The sequence below is a fragment of the Pseudoalteromonas agarivorans genome (genome assembly GCF_024518735.1).
Classification (GTDB): Bacteria; Pseudomonadota; Gammaproteobacteria; order Enterobacterales; family Alteromonadaceae; genus Pseudoalteromonas; species Pseudoalteromonas atlantica.
The window spans coordinates 85,170-100,809 of the sequence record NZ_JANIGJ010000013.1 but is presented as its reverse complement, the minus strand read 5'-3'; the positions used below and the strand labels follow the sequence as shown (position 1 = coordinate 100,809).

The 15,640-nt window shown below is 39.8% G+C and carries 18 protein-coding genes and 1 rRNA gene; 12 read left to right on the top strand and 7 right to left on the bottom strand.

The window, feature by feature from the left end:
- The first annotated feature begins 3 nt into the window (after window positions 1-3).
- The 3 genes from rrf (at window position 4) to NQT65_RS18460 (ending at window position 2,160) form a co-directional block, all read left to right on the top strand.
- Window positions 4-118: ribosomal RNA gene (gene rrf, locus NQT65_RS18470) — 5S ribosomal RNA — on the top strand.
- A gap of 384 nt (window positions 119-502) precedes the next feature.
- On the top strand, window positions 503-1,696 hold the full coding sequence (locus NQT65_RS18465; protein ID WP_256851734.1) for a TonB-dependent receptor: 1,194 nt from the start codon (window positions 503-505) through the stop codon (window positions 1,694-1,696).
- 23 nt (window positions 1,697-1,719) lie between these two features.
- Window positions 1,720-2,160: a hypothetical protein gene (locus tag NQT65_RS18460; RefSeq protein ID WP_338128464.1), complete on the top strand. Its 441-nt coding sequence runs from the start codon at window positions 1,720-1,722 to the stop codon at window positions 2,158-2,160.
- 25 nt (window positions 2,161-2,185) lie between these two features.
- On the opposite strand, the gene NQT65_RS18455 is transcribed toward NQT65_RS18460, so the two are convergent.
- On the bottom strand, window positions 2,186-4,273 hold the full coding sequence (locus NQT65_RS18455; RefSeq protein WP_256851733.1) for a putative bifunctional diguanylate cyclase/phosphodiesterase: 2,088 nt from the start codon (window positions 4,271-4,273) through the stop codon (window positions 2,186-2,188).
- A 260-nt stretch (window positions 4,274-4,533) separates the two neighbouring features.
- Here NQT65_RS18455 and NQT65_RS18450 point away from each other — a divergent pair, with 260 nt between their 5' ends.
- From NQT65_RS18450 to NQT65_RS18415, 8 genes are all read left to right on the top strand, one after another.
- Entirely contained in the window at window positions 4,534-5,466 is a 933-nt protein-coding gene (locus NQT65_RS18450) for a hypothetical protein (RefSeq protein WP_004589136.1), read from the top strand.
- Window positions 5,467-5,488: 22 nt separating this feature from the next.
- The gene (locus tag NQT65_RS18445) at window positions 5,489-6,388 is read left to right on the top strand and encodes a DUF350 domain-containing protein (RefSeq protein WP_004589137.1); all 900 of its coding nucleotides are present in this window, start codon (window positions 5,489-5,491) and stop codon (window positions 6,386-6,388) included.
- 3 nt (window positions 6,389-6,391) lie between these two features.
- Complete coding sequence (locus NQT65_RS18440; RefSeq protein ID WP_256851732.1) at window positions 6,392-8,113, top strand: polyamine aminopropyltransferase; 1,722 nt, start codon at window positions 6,392-6,394, stop codon at window positions 8,111-8,113.
- Between the two features lie 80 nt (window positions 8,114-8,193).
- Entirely contained in the window at window positions 8,194-8,607 is a 414-nt protein-coding gene (locus tag NQT65_RS18435; RefSeq protein WP_004589139.1) for a YjfI family protein, read from the top strand.
- Window positions 8,608-8,631: 24 nt separating this feature from the next.
- Window positions 8,632-9,324 (top strand): PspA/IM30 family protein, encoded by a 693-nt coding sequence (locus NQT65_RS18430; protein WP_126005399.1) that lies wholly within the window; start codon window positions 8,632-8,634, stop codon window positions 9,322-9,324.
- Between the two features lie 72 nt (window positions 9,325-9,396).
- Window positions 9,397-10,035 carry a DUF4178 domain-containing protein gene (locus NQT65_RS18425; RefSeq protein WP_024032119.1) on the top strand — a complete coding sequence of 213 codons (639 nt, stop codon included), beginning with the start codon at window positions 9,397-9,399 and terminating at the stop codon, window positions 10,033-10,035.
- Complete coding sequence (locus NQT65_RS18420; protein ID WP_256851731.1) at window positions 10,032-10,352, top strand: hypothetical protein; 321 nt, start codon at window positions 10,032-10,034, stop codon at window positions 10,350-10,352. Before NQT65_RS18425 ends, NQT65_RS18420 begins: the two co-directional genes overlap by 4 nt.
- Before the next feature lie 15 nt (window positions 10,353-10,367).
- Window positions 10,368-10,553: a hypothetical protein gene (locus tag NQT65_RS18415; protein WP_024032117.1), complete on the top strand. Its 186-nt coding sequence runs from the start codon at window positions 10,368-10,370 to the stop codon at window positions 10,551-10,553.
- Window positions 10,554-10,573: 20 nt separating this feature from the next.
- Here the strand turns inward: NQT65_RS18415 and NQT65_RS18410 are convergent, their stop codons facing one another.
- From NQT65_RS18410 to NQT65_RS18390, 5 genes are all read right to left on the bottom strand, one after another.
- On the bottom strand, window positions 10,574-10,978 hold the full coding sequence (locus NQT65_RS18410) for a hypothetical protein (RefSeq protein WP_024032116.1): 405 nt from the start codon (window positions 10,976-10,978) through the stop codon (window positions 10,574-10,576).
- Window positions 10,979-10,988: 10 nt separating this feature from the next.
- Complete coding sequence (locus tag NQT65_RS18405) at window positions 10,989-11,513, bottom strand: hypothetical protein (protein WP_256851730.1); 525 nt, start codon at window positions 11,511-11,513, stop codon at window positions 10,989-10,991.
- Between the two features lie 107 nt (window positions 11,514-11,620).
- Window positions 11,621-12,997, bottom strand: a complete 1,377-nt coding sequence (locus tag NQT65_RS18400; RefSeq protein WP_004589146.1) for a class II fumarate hydratase — start codon at window positions 12,995-12,997, stop codon at window positions 11,621-11,623.
- Window positions 12,998-13,007: 10 nt separating this feature from the next.
- Window positions 13,008-13,373, bottom strand: a complete 366-nt coding sequence (locus tag NQT65_RS18395; RefSeq protein ID WP_004589147.1) for a hypothetical protein — start codon at window positions 13,371-13,373, stop codon at window positions 13,008-13,010.
- A gap of 101 nt (window positions 13,374-13,474) precedes the next feature.
- A complete protein-coding gene (locus tag NQT65_RS18390) occupies window positions 13,475-13,660 on the bottom strand; it encodes a hypothetical protein (protein WP_004589148.1) in 186 nt (61 codons plus the stop codon).
- Between the two features lie 200 nt (window positions 13,661-13,860).
- Here NQT65_RS18390 and NQT65_RS18385 point away from each other — a divergent pair, with 200 nt between their 5' ends.
- Complete coding sequence (locus NQT65_RS18385) at window positions 13,861-14,451, top strand: DUF938 domain-containing protein (RefSeq protein ID WP_256851729.1); 591 nt, start codon at window positions 13,861-13,863, stop codon at window positions 14,449-14,451.
- Here NQT65_RS18385 and NQT65_RS18380 read toward each other — a convergent pair.
- On the bottom strand, window positions 14,428-15,567 hold the full coding sequence (locus tag NQT65_RS18380; RefSeq protein WP_256851728.1) for a GNAT family N-acetyltransferase: 1,140 nt from the start codon (window positions 15,565-15,567) through the stop codon (window positions 14,428-14,430). The two genes, NQT65_RS18385 and NQT65_RS18380, sit on opposite strands and share 24 nt — an antisense overlap.
- Window positions 15,568-15,640: the final 73 nt, after the last annotated feature.

The following is a 15,640-nucleotide window of genomic DNA, read 5'->3' as shown; positions in this document are numbered from 1 at the left end:
TTGCTTGGTAACCATAGCGTTTTGGACCCACCTGACCCCATGCCGAACTCAGTAGTGAAACGAAACAGCGCCGATGATAGTGTAGCATTTGCTATGTGAAAGTAGGACATTGCCAGGCTCCAAATACAAGAAAGCCCGACTCGAAAGAGCCGGGCTTTCTTACGTCCGCAGAAAAGTAAAAATACATTCCAGATATTATTCGCACAGTCTCCATCACCTCCGTAGCGTGGGTTGAGTATCACGAAACCCGCGGATGAAACACACACCAGAGAATTCAAAATAGATCACTTAATTAAGCGAATTGGTATTACAGTACACGCAAGTCTCTGAACTTAACTAATCTATTAAGATGTATAAAAATAATAGCTTATAGTTCAGAGTATTTTGCTCCACACTCTTTAACTTTGACTATAGTTATACCTCATAATAATTATTCTGCAGAATTATAAAATGTCGTTACTTTTTAATATTCAGCGCTTTTTATCTAGGTTGCTGAGTGTCTATGCGAAATAAAATATTTCAGATATTCGTTTTAATCGTCAGCCTACACCATTTACCGGCTAAATCGGGTGAGTTTGATTTTTCAGGCTACGCGCGTGTTATTGGTGGTTATTTAGATGAAAAAGATGTCGAATATAGAGGCTACGATGACAGTATTAACTTTTCACCATCAAGTTTAATAGGTCTTCAAGCTGAGTATCAGTTTAATAAAAACTGGTCAGTGACAGCACAAGGGTTATTTAGATCCGATAGCACAACGGTATCTGGTGAGAGTGGACTTGAATGGCTGTATTTAACTTATACGCCCACAACAAACCTACAGATAAAAATCGGTAAGCTGCGAACCCCATTTTTTACAATGAGCGACTTCTCTGATGTAGGGTTTGCATACCCATGGATCAATCCGCCACAACAAGTATACGACACGTACTTATTTAAAACATTTAATGGTATTGATGCTATTTACAAATTTGGCTCAGATGACTTTGATATCAGTATTGAAGGGTACTATGGCGAAGAGTCGGGAAGTATTGGCATAGGCCCTTTTAAAACAGGTTTTGAGGTGGATAATTTAGTGGGTGTGATAGGGAAGTTGAATATTGAAAATATAGAATTTAGGGCTTCTAGGTATAATGGTAACATAGCGTTAGATCTTAAGTCGATTAACCAACTACAAGATATTTTAGAGAATTTTAATTTTAGCCAAAGTGCAGCATCGCTGACAACGCAGGGCAGTGCACATGCAGATCAATTTGGTGTTATTTATGATAATTTAGATTATTTTTTTAGAGGTGAATGGGTAAAGATTAAAACACAGTTAGATATAATTCCGATTATACAAAGCTATTACTTAACCGTAGGCTATAACGATGCACCTTTTACTTATCATTTAACCTTTGCAGACAGCGATGTAGAAATTAATGCCAATCAGAATGAAATCCCTATTGGTGCTAATGTAGAGCTTGATCAGCTGGCACAGGCTTATAACAGCGTGTTTGCAGAGTCGGCGCCCGACTCACTAAAAACATGGACACTTGGTATACGATGGGATGTGCTACCTAATCTGGCATTAAAGGCGGAAGTATCTGCTTTAGAGGGCGATGAGGTTAGTAATTCTTTTTTTGTAATCCCTGAGGATGTTAGCTTTAATAGAAAAACGAATCTTTACCTTATTGGCTTAGATTGGGTATTTTGATGATGTACTCTAAGTTAACTTACGTGATTAGACATATAATACTGCTGTGTATTTTTACTTGGTCATTATTGTTTATTAGCGTACAAGCCTACGCGGATAATAGCCACACAAGTAAAGTGATCATTGTTGTTAATACAGCCAATAAAAACTTAGCTTTGAGTAAGCAGCAAATTCGCCATATTTATATGGGCGGCGCGATGAGTCGTCAATTTAAAGCAGTAAATTTACCCGCCGGAAACCCGTTACGAATCGACTTTAATACGAAATTGGTTGGCTTAACCGAATCGAGAATTCAGGCTTATTGGGCTCAGATGAGATTTACAGGGCGTAGCAAGCCACCCGTAGAATTTAGCTCGACTAAAGAAATTATTGCGTATTTATTGAAAGAAGAAAATGCAGTTGCTTATTTACCTGCTGATACAAAAATTCCGGACGAGCTAACTGTTGTAACGCTAACGCCTTAATTTATGGTTAACTAGTAGCGCTGACTTATTTTAAATTTAGCGCTTTAAATGCTTCTTTTGCTTGGGCTTTAGCTGCTGGAATGTGTGCTATGGCTACAGGCTTTGCAAAATAATACCCTTGCATTTCATCACTGCCATTTTTAATTAGGTAGTTAGCCTGGCAGGCTGTTTCTATACCCTCACTACATACTTTTAAACCTAGGCGTTTACTTAAATCGAGTATGGCCTTTAATACCGCCGCATCCTTTTCTGAGCTGTCAAATTGATTAACGAACATACGGTCAATTTTGATGGTATCGATATCTATTTTTGTCAGGTAGCTTAGCGATGAATAACCCGTTCCAAAATCATCAAGGGCTATAGACCCGCCCATTTGTTTTATTTGGTTAAAGAATTCATTGGAGTTTTCAAAATTATCGAGATAGCTTGATTCGGTTATTTCAAACTGGACATTTGCAATGTCGACGTTGTATTTAATCAATTTATTTTTTACAACATCAATAAAGTGATTATCTTTAAGATCATGGCTCGATAGGTTTAAAGAAACGAGTACATGGTTACCTATAGTTTGTTTTAGTGTGGGTAAATCTTGAAATACCCTGGAGACAACCCACTGCGTGATTGCTTTTATTTTACCTGCTTGCTCTGCAATGGGTATAAATTCGCTTGGTGAAATAAAGCCAAGCTCTTCACTTTGCCATCTAATAAGGGCTTCAAGGCCATTAGCCTCACCATTGGCAGCTATTTTTAACTGATACACAACTTCAAACTCATTTTGCGCAATTGCATGACTAATTAAATTAGCCACTTGAGCCATTCGCTTGCTGTTTTCTAACATTTTTCTATGGAAAACAGTGTACGACCCTTTACCTTTTTCTTTTGAGGCATACATTGCGATGTCTGCATTACTAATTAACGTATTAATGTCAAACTCGGCCTCTTTAGCGTGGGCAATACCAATACTTACCCCAGTGGGTATATCCCACTGGTTAATAGTAAAAGGCGTTTGCATTGAGCTGATAATTTGCTCCGCGATATCAATAACGTCGGTGTAATTATTTATATTACGCAGCATTATTAAAAACTCATCACCCCCTAAACGTGCAATAACATCGTTTTCGCGTAAGTGCTTTTTAATATTACTGGCTACCGCCTTTAAAAGTAGGTCGCCCGTTTCATGGCCAAGTGTATCGTTAACACCTTTAAAGCTATCTACGTCAAAAAACATAATAGCTATATCTTGATGATTACTTTTACAGCGCGTTAATTCTTCTTTTAGTAAGCCCATAATAAACATACGATTAGGTAAGCCAGTTAATATATCGAAGTTAGCTAAGTGCTCCATTGATTGCTTTTGCTTTAATAGTTGTGCGGTGTTTTTTTGATTAGTGAGCACTTGGGAATTAATAGTGTTAAGTAAGTTATTAATATCTTTGCCAAGTTGCGATACTTCATCGTTGCCTGAGCCCTGGTATTGGAGTTGATAGTTAGTTGTTTTTTCTACTTTTTGTGTGAATTTAGAAAGTTTTAATAGCGGGCTTAATAAATGTTGGTATATCCAAAAAGAGATGATGATGGTGATCACGATACTAAAAATAACGATAGGGGCTGCACTATTAAATAAGCTCGCTTTGCTTTCATTGAGGGGCTTATTAAAATCCTGAACAATTAATAGGTAGCCTATAGGGAACTGCTCCTCACCAATTGTTTTTAAGGCAACTAAGCCTTGATTAGTAACACTTACGGTACGGGGCAAACTTTGTGGTTTGATCCCTTGTAACTGCGGAGAAAAGTCCTCGTACTTTAAGTAATTGGGGTGCACGTAGGACTGTATTAGCTGCCAATTACTATCAAATACATTTACAAACTTTATGTGCTCGTACCTATCTAACCCCAAAAGCTCAGTAGTGATAGAAAATAAATCTATCTCTTGCGACATAACACGTAACAAATTATCTGAAATATTTGATGACATAGCATCGAGGTTTTCTTCAACTGATTGGCGGTATAAATCCTCGTGCTCATTAATAGCTAAATAAAAAACAAAACTAGCGCTTAGTACAATTAAACAAGTCGTAATAATAATAAATTTGTTACGAATACTATGAAACATTTAGCCAAATCCCTTCTTACTGTCATGCTCTTTCACTAAAAGAGTTATTACTTATTGTTGTTATTTATTAATAGAAGGCTTACGCGTAGCGCTGATGTTACTTACTAAATTCGTAAGTAAAAGAATGTGTTTAAATTCATAGAGTAACTATAGCTGGTTATTTTGTTTTAGGCAGACTTACTTTGTTGCAATTTCATTCTTGGCTTAATAAGTGACCTGTGTAAGACTAATGCGGTTATTTATTAAATCAGGTGACATGAATGTCGAATATAAAAGCTTGGAAACTTATGAGCCTGTTTTGTTTGTTTGCAGTGCTTATGGGTTGTCAATCTAAAGAAGAGCAACTACAACAAACAATTCAAGAGTCTATTAAAAAGGCAGATGTTGAGCTTGCACAGCTTGGTACTGCGCTTGATAATGGGACTATACGTAATGCTGTATTGCTTAAAGAATATGGCAAACTCCTTAAACAGCAACAGCCAGAACTTAGTCAGGTTGTTGATGTAATTACCCTTGATGCTACAAGGCAGGGTGCCCTTTACAGTGGTTTAACACAACGACTTAAAGATATTAAAGGCACTTATTTAATTCCTCCCTACGAAGATACGCTACACAGTATTGATTTACTACGTGAGGCGGCTAAGCCTACGCTGTTTTCTGATGCGTTAACGGACCCGATTAATATGCTAGCCGATATGTCTAAGGGCAGCCTTGCGCGCGTTGGTGCTATCAGTAAAGAAGCGGAGGGCGCAGGCGAGGGGAATCAATTGGTGGGCAACCCTAATTACGGTAACTGGCAAACTAATAGTAATGGTATTAGCTTTTGGCAGTGGTATGGCATGTACCGTATTTTAGGCGATGTATTTGACCGTGTTGAATACGGACGTTGGAGCAGCCGCCGTAAATATAGCTATTACAACGATTACGGCCGCTATCGTTACTCAAGCCCTAAACAAATTAAAACGCAAAGTGCTTTAGAAACGCGTACGCGTCAATCGTACCAACGCCAAGGCAAACAGTTTACTAGCCCTTATGCGAGCAAAAAAACGGGTGCCTCGGGTTTAAGCCGCAGTAGTTATACACCACCTAAAAGCCGCAGTAGTTACTCGCGTTCGAGTAGCTATAGCAATAGCTCTGGATCGGTACGCAATAGCGGTAGCAGAACCTCTCGTGGCGTGAGCCGTGGTAAGTAAAGAATAAGTTGGAGTTAGAAATATGTACGAATTTAATGGAATAACTACGTGGTCGCTACAAGCTTTGGCGATTGATTTTGCAATTATAGTGTTGTTATTTGTAAGCCTAAAATACATTAAGGGCTGGGTTTCAAACCTTCATGCAAATGACGAAATAACAGAGCGCGATAACTTTGCTTTTGGTATTAGCTTTGCGGCGGGCTTAGTTGCACTTGCCATTGTATTAACGGGTGTGAGTAGTGGTGCCTTTGCTGCGTCGTTACAGCAAGAAGCCCTGCAAATGCTAGGCTATGGTGTATTAGCCATTGTACTGATTAAATTAGGCCACTTTTTTCAAGACAAGGTCGCGCTTCGCAAAGTCAGCCTGCACGACGAAATTGTAAAAGGTAATGTAACGGCTTCTATTATCGATTTTGGTCATGTAGTGAGTGTGGCGATTGTGATTCGCTCTGCACTTTTATGGGTAGCAACAGAGGGTTGGCACGGGCTGCCTATCGTTATTGCTGCCTTTATTATTGGCAGTGTTGCACTACTGCTTGTAAGCCAATACCGCGTACAATTATTTAAGCGTACCAATAAAAGCGGTGATTGTTTACAACAAGCCATTATTGATGGCAATTTAGCTGTAGGTATACGCTACGCAGGCTTTTTAGTAGGAAGTGCCTTAGCTATTACTGCGGCATCAGGTATTGCACCGTATGCGGCCGATAACATTAATGCTAGCCTGCTTTATTGGGCTATTAGCGCGATTGTAAGTTTAGTGGCATTCATCATTTTGCATTTAATCACCATCAAAATAATTTTATCAGGTTGTGATATTTCAGATGAAGTTAACCGTCAGAAAAATGTAGGTGTAGGTGCTATTTCTGCTGCGGTGTCGTTTGCTGTGGGTATTACTATGGCAACCTTACTAGGCGCATAATCAGTGTCATCAACTACAACTAGCCCAAGTAAATCACGTTTACTTGGGCACGATATTTTACTAATAACTGTTATGGCCGTACTCGCTGGGTGCGGCCTTATTTATGAATACTTACTGTCGCATTACGCAGGGCGGGTACTGGGCTCTGTAGAGAGTGCTATCTATGCCATGATTGGCACAATGATAGTTGCCATGGGCTTAGGCGCATTTTTAGCCCGTTGGTTTAAAGATGCCTTTACCGCCTTTGCTTGGCTTGAAAGTATTATTGCCCTGGTTGGCATGGGCTGTATTTTGGCAATAGCCGGTGTAATTGCTGTAAGTTATTCACTTCCTCATTTGTTTTCTAGTATTTTTAATTTACCGCCAGATGTTGTGCTCAATGGCTATGTATTTCAAAAGCTGCAAGAGTGGTCACGCTTTTTACCTTATGTGTTTGGTTTAGTACTGGGTTTATTTATTGGTATGGAAATACCGCTTATTGCACGAATTCGCCAACATGTGTACGGGCGTTTTTTAGAAAACAATGCAGGCACTATTTATGGTGCCGATTATATTGGCGCGGGTATTGGTGCGGCTATTTGGGTAAGCATTATGCTGGCGATGCCTATAATGCAAGCTGCAGCGTGGACAGCTCTTTTTAATATACTGGCAGGGCTCGCCTTTTTATGGCGCTACCATGCTCATGTGCGCTTTGCTAAGGCACTTCTGATCTGCCATATAGTGTTACTGGCACTGTTTGGGTTTATTTTAGTGATGGGAAGTAGCTGGATGAACAGCTTAAGTAATGTACTTTATAAAGATAAAGTTATTTACTCACAAGCAACTAAATACCAGCATGTAGTATTAACCGAGCGCTTAAGTAAAAACCAGCCAGCGCCTATCACCGACTTGTATTTAAATGGGCGTTTACAGTTCTCGAGTATTGATGAGCAAATATATCATTCAATGCTGGTGTATCCGGCAATGCTCGCATCAAACCGGCACGATAGCGTATTAATTATTGGTGGTGGCGACGGGCTTGCCCTTAGAGATGTTTTAAAGTGGCCAGTGAACGACGTAACGTTAATTGATTTAGATGCACAGCTGCTTAATTTATTTGGCCATAAAGACGGTGATTTTACAGCGCCTGAGTCTATAAGTAAGCGGTTATTAGCGCTAAATAAACAATCGATGTTAGACCCACGCGCCAATATTATTGTGGGAGATGCGTTTTTAGAGGTTGAAAGGCTCCTTGATCAAGGTAAGCAATTTGACACTATTTTAATTGACTTGCCGGACCCTAATCACCCCGATTTAAACAAAATGTACAGCGACTATTTTTATAACCATGTACGTCAATTGTTAGCTCCCGATGGCGCAATGGCTGTGCAGTCTACCTCGCCTTATCATGCCAAAAAAGCATTTTTAAGTATTGCTAAAACGGTAAAAGCGGCGGGTTTTGATTATGTTGAGCAGTACCAGCAAAATATTCCTTCGTTTGGGCAATGGGGGTGGACAATAGCCACTAAAATGGGTCAACCAGCCAGTGGGCGAATTAAAAATATAAGCGCTATGCCGGTGCCATCAAGGTGGGTAAGTAAAGAATATTTATTAGCCAGCTTTGTATTTCCTAACCAGTATTTTGAACAAGTTAAAACTATTGAGGTCAATAGGTTAGGTTCGGGTCAGCTATATGATTACTACCGTAATGCGTGGCAGATAGAAAGCGAATTGTATAAAAATTAATAAAACATGGTTGACATAATATGTCGTCCATGCGAATCTTAACTCAGACATAATATGTCAAACAGCAAAAAGGCAGAGACATGGAATTAAATGAACTTTCAATAAAATTAGCTTCTTTTGAAACAGAAGGCGCTAACTTTGAGTCTTTCTTGATTGCCAACCCTGGTGAGCAAGATGTTTTACAAGTCATAGTTGATGGAAACGATGAGCTTCCAATTTTTGTTACGCAAACACAAGAGCAGTTGTTATGTATTAGCTACTTGTTTGGCGAAGATGAAGTAAAAAGTGAATTACGCAACGAGTTAAACGAAACACTACTACGTTTAAACGTGCCAATTCCACTGAGTGCATTTGCTAAAATCGATAACAAATACGCGATTTTTGGTGCACTGTCGGTAAATTCATCATTAGATGATATTACCCACGAACTAGTGACACTAGCTGACAACGCTATTGACGCACTAGAAGCCGTGACCTTGTATTTAAACGATTAGTAACTAGTTAGTGGAGTTAAGATTATGAGTATATTAAAAAAATTATTTACAGCAGTACGTGGCGGCGCGCGTGAAGCGGGCGAAGCAATTGTAGATGCAAACGGCATTCGTATTTTTGAACAAGAAATAGCAGATGCGCAAAATGCACTTAATCGTGCTAAAAAGAGCCTTACAGAAGTAATGGCTAAAGAAATGCAAACTAAGCGTAAAATTAGCGCAGTTGATGCATCAATTGCTGAGCACGAAGCATATGCAGGCCAAGCACTTGAAAAAGGTAACGAAGCCTTAGCATTAGAAATTGCCGAAAAAATTGGTGACTTTGAAGCTGAAAAAGCGGAAAACGAGCAAGTATTAGCAGGTTTTAGCAATCATATTGTAGCGCTTAAACAACAAGTTAAAGACGCTGAAAAGTCGATTAAAGAAAACCAACGTCAGCTTACTATGGTTAAAACCACAGAAAGCGTACAGCAAGCTACTATGGCTGTTAACAGCACGCTTAATACCAATAGCTCGTCTATGACATCGGCTCGCCAGTCGCTTGAGCGTATTAAGCAACGCCAACAGGATCGTAGCGACCAGCTTGGTGCTGCAAAGCAACTTGAGTCGGACGTAAATGGCGACGATTTAAAAGCAAAAATGGCTGAAGCCGGTATTGGCGATACAAGCCCAAAAAGTGCTGATATTTTAGCGCGCATTAAAGCCAAGCAAAACGGCTAATAGTTAGTACATTATTTATAAAAGGTAATTAAGCTTAGCTTAGTTACCTTTTTTGCTTAGGGATGCCTCATTATGTTTAATTTTTTCAAATCTAAAAAAGAGCCAGAACGTCAGCTTAATCATGCAAGCGAGCTTAAAAAAGGCGATATGTTTAGTGTTATCGACTCATTTGCATATCCGTCGTGGTTAAAAGGGCAAACGCTGCGTGTTATTGATATTCAAACCTATCAATATCAGCACAGTAGTGATACTGAGTTTGTGCTAGAGACGAACAGCGGACAGGTGGTATTTTTACAAATTGAGCAAGATGATGGCGAGCAGTGGGCTAATTTTTCAATCAAAATTCAGCGTGACGACGTAGAGCAAATATTTGGGCTAGACGAATTTGCACGTATTTTTGATGAAGAGTCGTTAACCCATATACAGGTGCAGAATACGCCAGAGCAGTTTATGCAGTTTTTAGCTAAAAGCTATCAGCAAAGTGAATCGCCTTATGTGTGCTATTTCCATAACAAAGATTTTCGTGGCCAGTCATTACCGCGCTATGAGCAAGAGGGTGGCGAACCTTGTGAAATGATTTGCTTAGCATCGCCAGACGAAGGGCATGGCTTAAATATTGAAATATGGGATGGCGGTGAGACCGAAGTGTCACTAACACTAACACGCCCAATTACCGATATAGTCGACTTGTTTCCAGGAGATGCGAAGTGAGTGATGCTAAAGACAAGTGGTTACGTCAAGAGCAAGCCGTGCGTGCCACACAAATGGCATTTGATTTAAGCAGCGATGTACAAAAGTCGATAAAAAAGCAGGCCATTGACCAAGAGCTTACGCCCTCAGATATGATCCGTAAAATTTTAGGCTTAGATGTGAAATCTAAAAAAACACGTCAGCGCCTATCGTTTAATTTAAACGATGATGAAATAGCCCAACTAGCAACGCGGTTTAATGTCCAAAGTGATGATAAGCGAGCCGTAAAGCAACAAGTCGCAGAGTTATTAATTGCTCATACTAAAAACACTAAGTAGTTAATTTAGATTTATATGAATATTATTTTAATTGCTTACTTAATTATTTTTGCTTTATTTGGCACAGCTGCAAGTTACTTTGTGCGATTTATTTATGCGTACTGGGTAAAAAAAGAAATGCCGATGAAATACATTGTTAAAGCAGGAATTAGTGTGGTGCTAGTGGTGGTTATTTCAGCGTTAATACCTTTTATAGGTTAACGCTGAAATTGGCGTTTGCGCTATTTTATATCAAATGCCTGGCATTGCTGATTAATACACAGGGTTTGTACCTCAAGTACCGGTGAGCAATCGGTTAAACCTTGCGCTTTGTTTTGCGCTTTTTGTTGTTGTGTAATTTTTTGGGCAACTTCTTCGGCGTGCTCTTGAGAGGTATTAAGCGTTGAATACACAACATACTTACTTGGCCCACCACATGCTCGTGCTCCTACTTCGAGTACCTTACATTGAAAGCTTGCGGTGCAACTATTATCACTAACAATGTTATTAAGATCGTAGTTCAAGTCAGACAAATTCTGATTTTGCTCAGTACTTGATGATGTGTTTGCACAGCCGCTAAGTAATAGCATAGCGCTGGTGGCAACACTCACAATTGATAATTTAATTGCTGATGGTAAACAACTCATAACCTTGTCCTTAAAATACACTTACCGCTGAACCTTCAAGTTTAACACATTTATTTTCAACACACTGCGTGCTTGGCGAAGTTAAATGCTGGCACGTGCTCATCATTTCATTTTGTGTGTTGTAGGCTTTTTCAAGCGTTGTTATTTGCTTTGCAAGCGAACTGACTTGCCCCTCTTTAGCTGATTTTGTTGAGTAAACAACATAATCACTTGGTCCGCCGCAAGCTTTGCTTCCTACAGGCATAACCTTACATTGTGCAGAGGTATCGCACTGTGTATTGGCAATTAACGTATTAAGCTCGCTTTTTGCGGTTTTAATGTCGTTAAGTGATACTGCTTTTAAAGCGGTTTTTATGGGTTGTGATGCATCAGTAGGTTTTTTTTGCTTGTTTTCACTGCTGGTTTGTTGAGGTACTTCTTTATGCGGTACTTCTTTAAGCTCGTTCGCCGAGTTAGTTGGTGCATCTTGCGATGTTGTTTCGAGGCATGCAGTTAAACAAAGTGGTAAAAGTAGGGCTAACAGTGGAGTACGCATAACAAACCTTGATAGTGATGAATTATTCATCACTATCATACACGGTGCATTTTTAACGGCAATAAAAACTATATTATCAAGTAATTAAAGCCGTTTTAGATTTACCTTTATAAACCGCCTTGGGTAAGTTTAGTGGGGTTAAGCAGTGTTTCTAATTCACTGCGTGGAAGGTCGGTTTCTTGCTCTGCGACATCAATAATTGGGCGGGCTTCTTTGTAGGCTTGCTTAGCTATTTTGGCTGCTTTTTCGTAACCGATCACCGGATTAAGCGCTGTCACTAAAATTGGATTTTTGGCCAGTGCTTTATCAATATTGGGCTGGTTTACTTTAAAACTCGCAATGGCTTTATCTGCCAATGCTTGGGCGCTATTAGCAAGTAACTCAATGCTTTGTAAAATATTGTGCGCAATAACAGGTAGCATTACGTTTAGCTCAAAATTACCGGCTTGGCCTGCCACAGTGATGGTTGCATCGTTACCTATAACTTGAGCGCTTACCATGGCTGCCGCTTCTGGGATCACCGGGTTTACTTTACCCGGCATAATAGACGAGCCAGGTTGCAGTGCTTCAAGCTCTATTTCGCCAAGCCCGGCAAGTGGGCCTGAGTTCATCCAGCGTAAGTCATTGGCTATTTTCATTTGTGCTACAGCGAGTACTTTTAACTGACCTGAGAGCGCTACAATGGCATCTTGCGAGCCAATATTGTAAAAAAAGTTACTGCTTGGCTTAAAACTTATACCCACATTTGCGCTTAAGTTTTTAGCAAACTTTGAGGCAAATTCGCCATCAGCATTAATACCCGTGCCAACAGCAGTCCCGCCTTGGGCAAGCTCACATACTCGCTCTAAGCTATGGCGAATGCCTGAGGCTGCATTATTTACTTGTGATTGCCACGCGCTTAGCGTTTGCTCAAATGTAACGGGCATGGCATCCATTAAATGCGTACGGCCAGTTTTAACTATTTTGCCAACGTCTGCTTTTTTTTGCTCTAAACTCTGCGATAGTTTTTCAAGAGATGGCAGTAATTCATAAACCACGTTAATAGCACTACTTAGTGCAATGGCTGTAGGCACTACATCGTTAGAGCTTTGCCCCATATTTACATCATCGTTGGGGTGAATTGGCTCATTACCAATGCGGGTTGCAAGCGTTGCGATAACTTCATTAGCGTTCATGTTCGAGCTGGTGCCTGAGCCAGTTTGGAAAATATCAACTGGGAAGTGCTCGTAATGCTCGCCATCAATAATTTGTTGGCATGCTTGCTCAATAGCGTTGGCTTTACTTTTACTTAAGTGATTTAGCTCAAAGTTACTTTGTGCTGCAGCTTGCTTAATGTATGCAAGCGCTGTTACAAACTGTTTTGGCATAGTTAAACCGCTAATAGCAAAGTTGTTAACTGCACGCTGGGTTTGCGCTTGGTATAGCGCATCACTAGGGACCTGTAATTCACCCATGCTGTCGGATTCGGTTCTAAAATTGCTCATAAGTCGCTCCTTAAAAAGGGTTAAATTCGTGACTGAGTACGCGAGCTTCGCGCTCAAGTTTTAAAAATTTTTCAGTATCGTTATGTGCATAGTAAAAGCGTTTTAATGCCAATAAGGGTTTATATAATTGCTCAAGGCACTGCTTACGAATGGCATTGTGTATTAGAGGGTCGCACATTTTATTGATAATTTCATGGTGAGTGCGTAATAAATATAACTCTTGTAGTAAGGGGTTACGCTGTTTTTCAAAGCTTTTAGCAACGTTTAAAGCGGTTTCTATGTAGTGAGCTACCACCATAGGCGCATGTAAGCCCGGGCGTAAGCAGTTACAAGCAAGTTCATGATGATAAGGCTGTAATGCCTGAAAGGGAGACATAAAAAAACCGATTTAAGTTAACGATAATAGTTATCATTACATTTAATCGGTTTCAGTGTAAACAGTTATTATAAAAATTATTTGCAGCGTTTAATTGAGTATCAATTATAGCCAAGAATGAATATTTGGTCTGTTTCATGTTTTTTTAGCGCCTGTTGATTTTGGTTACAGTGAGAAAGTAAGTCGATTACAGTGGCTCTACTATCACAGGTGCTACTTGGTTTTTCGGTGCTTTTTTCTGTCACTGAGACCACAGCGTCTACAGCGGTGTAAGGGGGAGTATGCATAATTTTATCCTCGTATTTAATATTGGTAATACACCCTACTTAGGGTTGATTTAATTAAAGCATAATACATACCATCGCCTTATTTTTATTTTAGTGCCATGAATTAACTCACTTTTATAAATTATCTATAAAACTTTAATTGTTCAGTGCCATTTTTTTGCGTTAATGTTGTGCAATAAGTTTCAATATTGGTGCAGGTCATGATCAAACCTTTCTCACAAGCGTGTGAAAACAATAAGGGTCCTATTTTAGAAGTGCTTAAAACGGCTTTTAATAAGACAAAGTCGGTACTCGAAATAGGCTCGGGTACGGGGCAGCATAGTGTGTTTTTTGCTGAGCAATTACCGCATTTACAGTGGTATACAAGTGATCGCCGTATAAACCATGAGGGCATAAATTTATGGCATAAGGAGGCAAATTTAACTAATTTACACGGCCCTCTTGAGCTTGATTTAAATTATGCATGGCCGGTAAATAACGTAGATGCCATTTACACAGCAAATACGTTTCATATTGTAAGTTGGCAGTTGGCTGAGCAATTTTTTAAAGGGGTTACAACACACTTAGTAAGCCAAGGTGTAGTGTGTATTTATGGCCCTTTCAAATACCAAGGGCAGTTTACAAGTGCAAGTAATGAAGAGTTCGATCGCTTTTTAACACAGCGTGACCCATTTAGCGGTATTCGTGATTTTGAGGCCATAGAGCAATTAGCAAGGCATGCTGGCCTTACACTCATAAGTGATACAGCTATGCCAGCGAACAATCAGTTATTGGTTTTTAAACGGCAGTAAATCAGCGCACTGCGTTTTATAAATTGTCATATGCTGGCGTTCTCGCTTTAGGTAGTCGTTTATCGCTGCTCTAAAGTCGGGTTCAACAATATAGAGGCTAGAGTAGGTAAAAACAGGCTCAAACCCACGAGGTATTTTATGCTCACCTTGTGCGCCTGAGTGAAAGCAATGTAAGTTATGCTTAATCGCAAACTCAATCCCTTGGTAGTAACACAGCTCAAAATGAAGGGAGTCTATTTCTTCGCTGGCGCCCCAATAGCGGCCATACAAGGTGTTTTCACCTTGTAAGCTTAGCGTTGCTGCCACTATTTTGTTGTCTTTTTTGGCAAGCATAACAATTAACTGATCGCCCATTAGTGCCTGTAATAAAGTAAAAAACTCAACATTTAAATACCCTAAATGCCCAGAACGTTTTAAATAAGTACGCTGATAAAACTCACAAAATAGCTGCATTGTTTCAGGGCTTAGGTGCGAGCCTTGCAGCCATTCAATGGAAATATTTTGCTGTGCTATTTTAGCTCGCTCTTTTTTTAGCGTTTTTCGTTTGCGTGCGGTGAGTGTATTTAAAAAATCGTCAAAGGTTTTAAAGCCTTTATTAAACCATTGAAACTGCACGCCTACGCGCTGCATTATATCGTCAGTACACAGGGCTTGAGCTTGAACCTTTGGGCAAAAGTTAACATGCCAGCCAGACCAACCTTGCTCCACACTCGTTAAATTTAATTGCTTTTTTATGTACTCGTATACGCTTTGTGTATTCGTATGTGCAATGGCAATACGCTGGCCTTCAATGGGGCTAAAAGGTACACCGCTTAGCCATTTAGGGTAATAGGCTAATCCGTGTTGCTCGTAGGCTTCTGCCCATGCCCAATCAAAAACATACTCTCCGTAAGAGTGGCTTTTTAAATACCCAGGAGCGAGTGCGACTAGTTTATCAGCTTCATAAACCGCTAAGTGCTGAGGCTGCCAGCCTGTCTCTTTGTTTACACAGTGGCTTTGCTCTAATGCATATAAAAATGCATGGCGGGTAAAAGGTTCATTACCGAATAAGCGAGTCCATTCGTGTACGTCTATCTGGTTAATATCACTAAACCATTGGTGGGTAAAAGTTGCCATTACTGCTTACCTTGGGCTGCTTTATAGTGGGTGGTGGTGTTTTAAACTAAGTTAACACAAGTGCATTTATTTA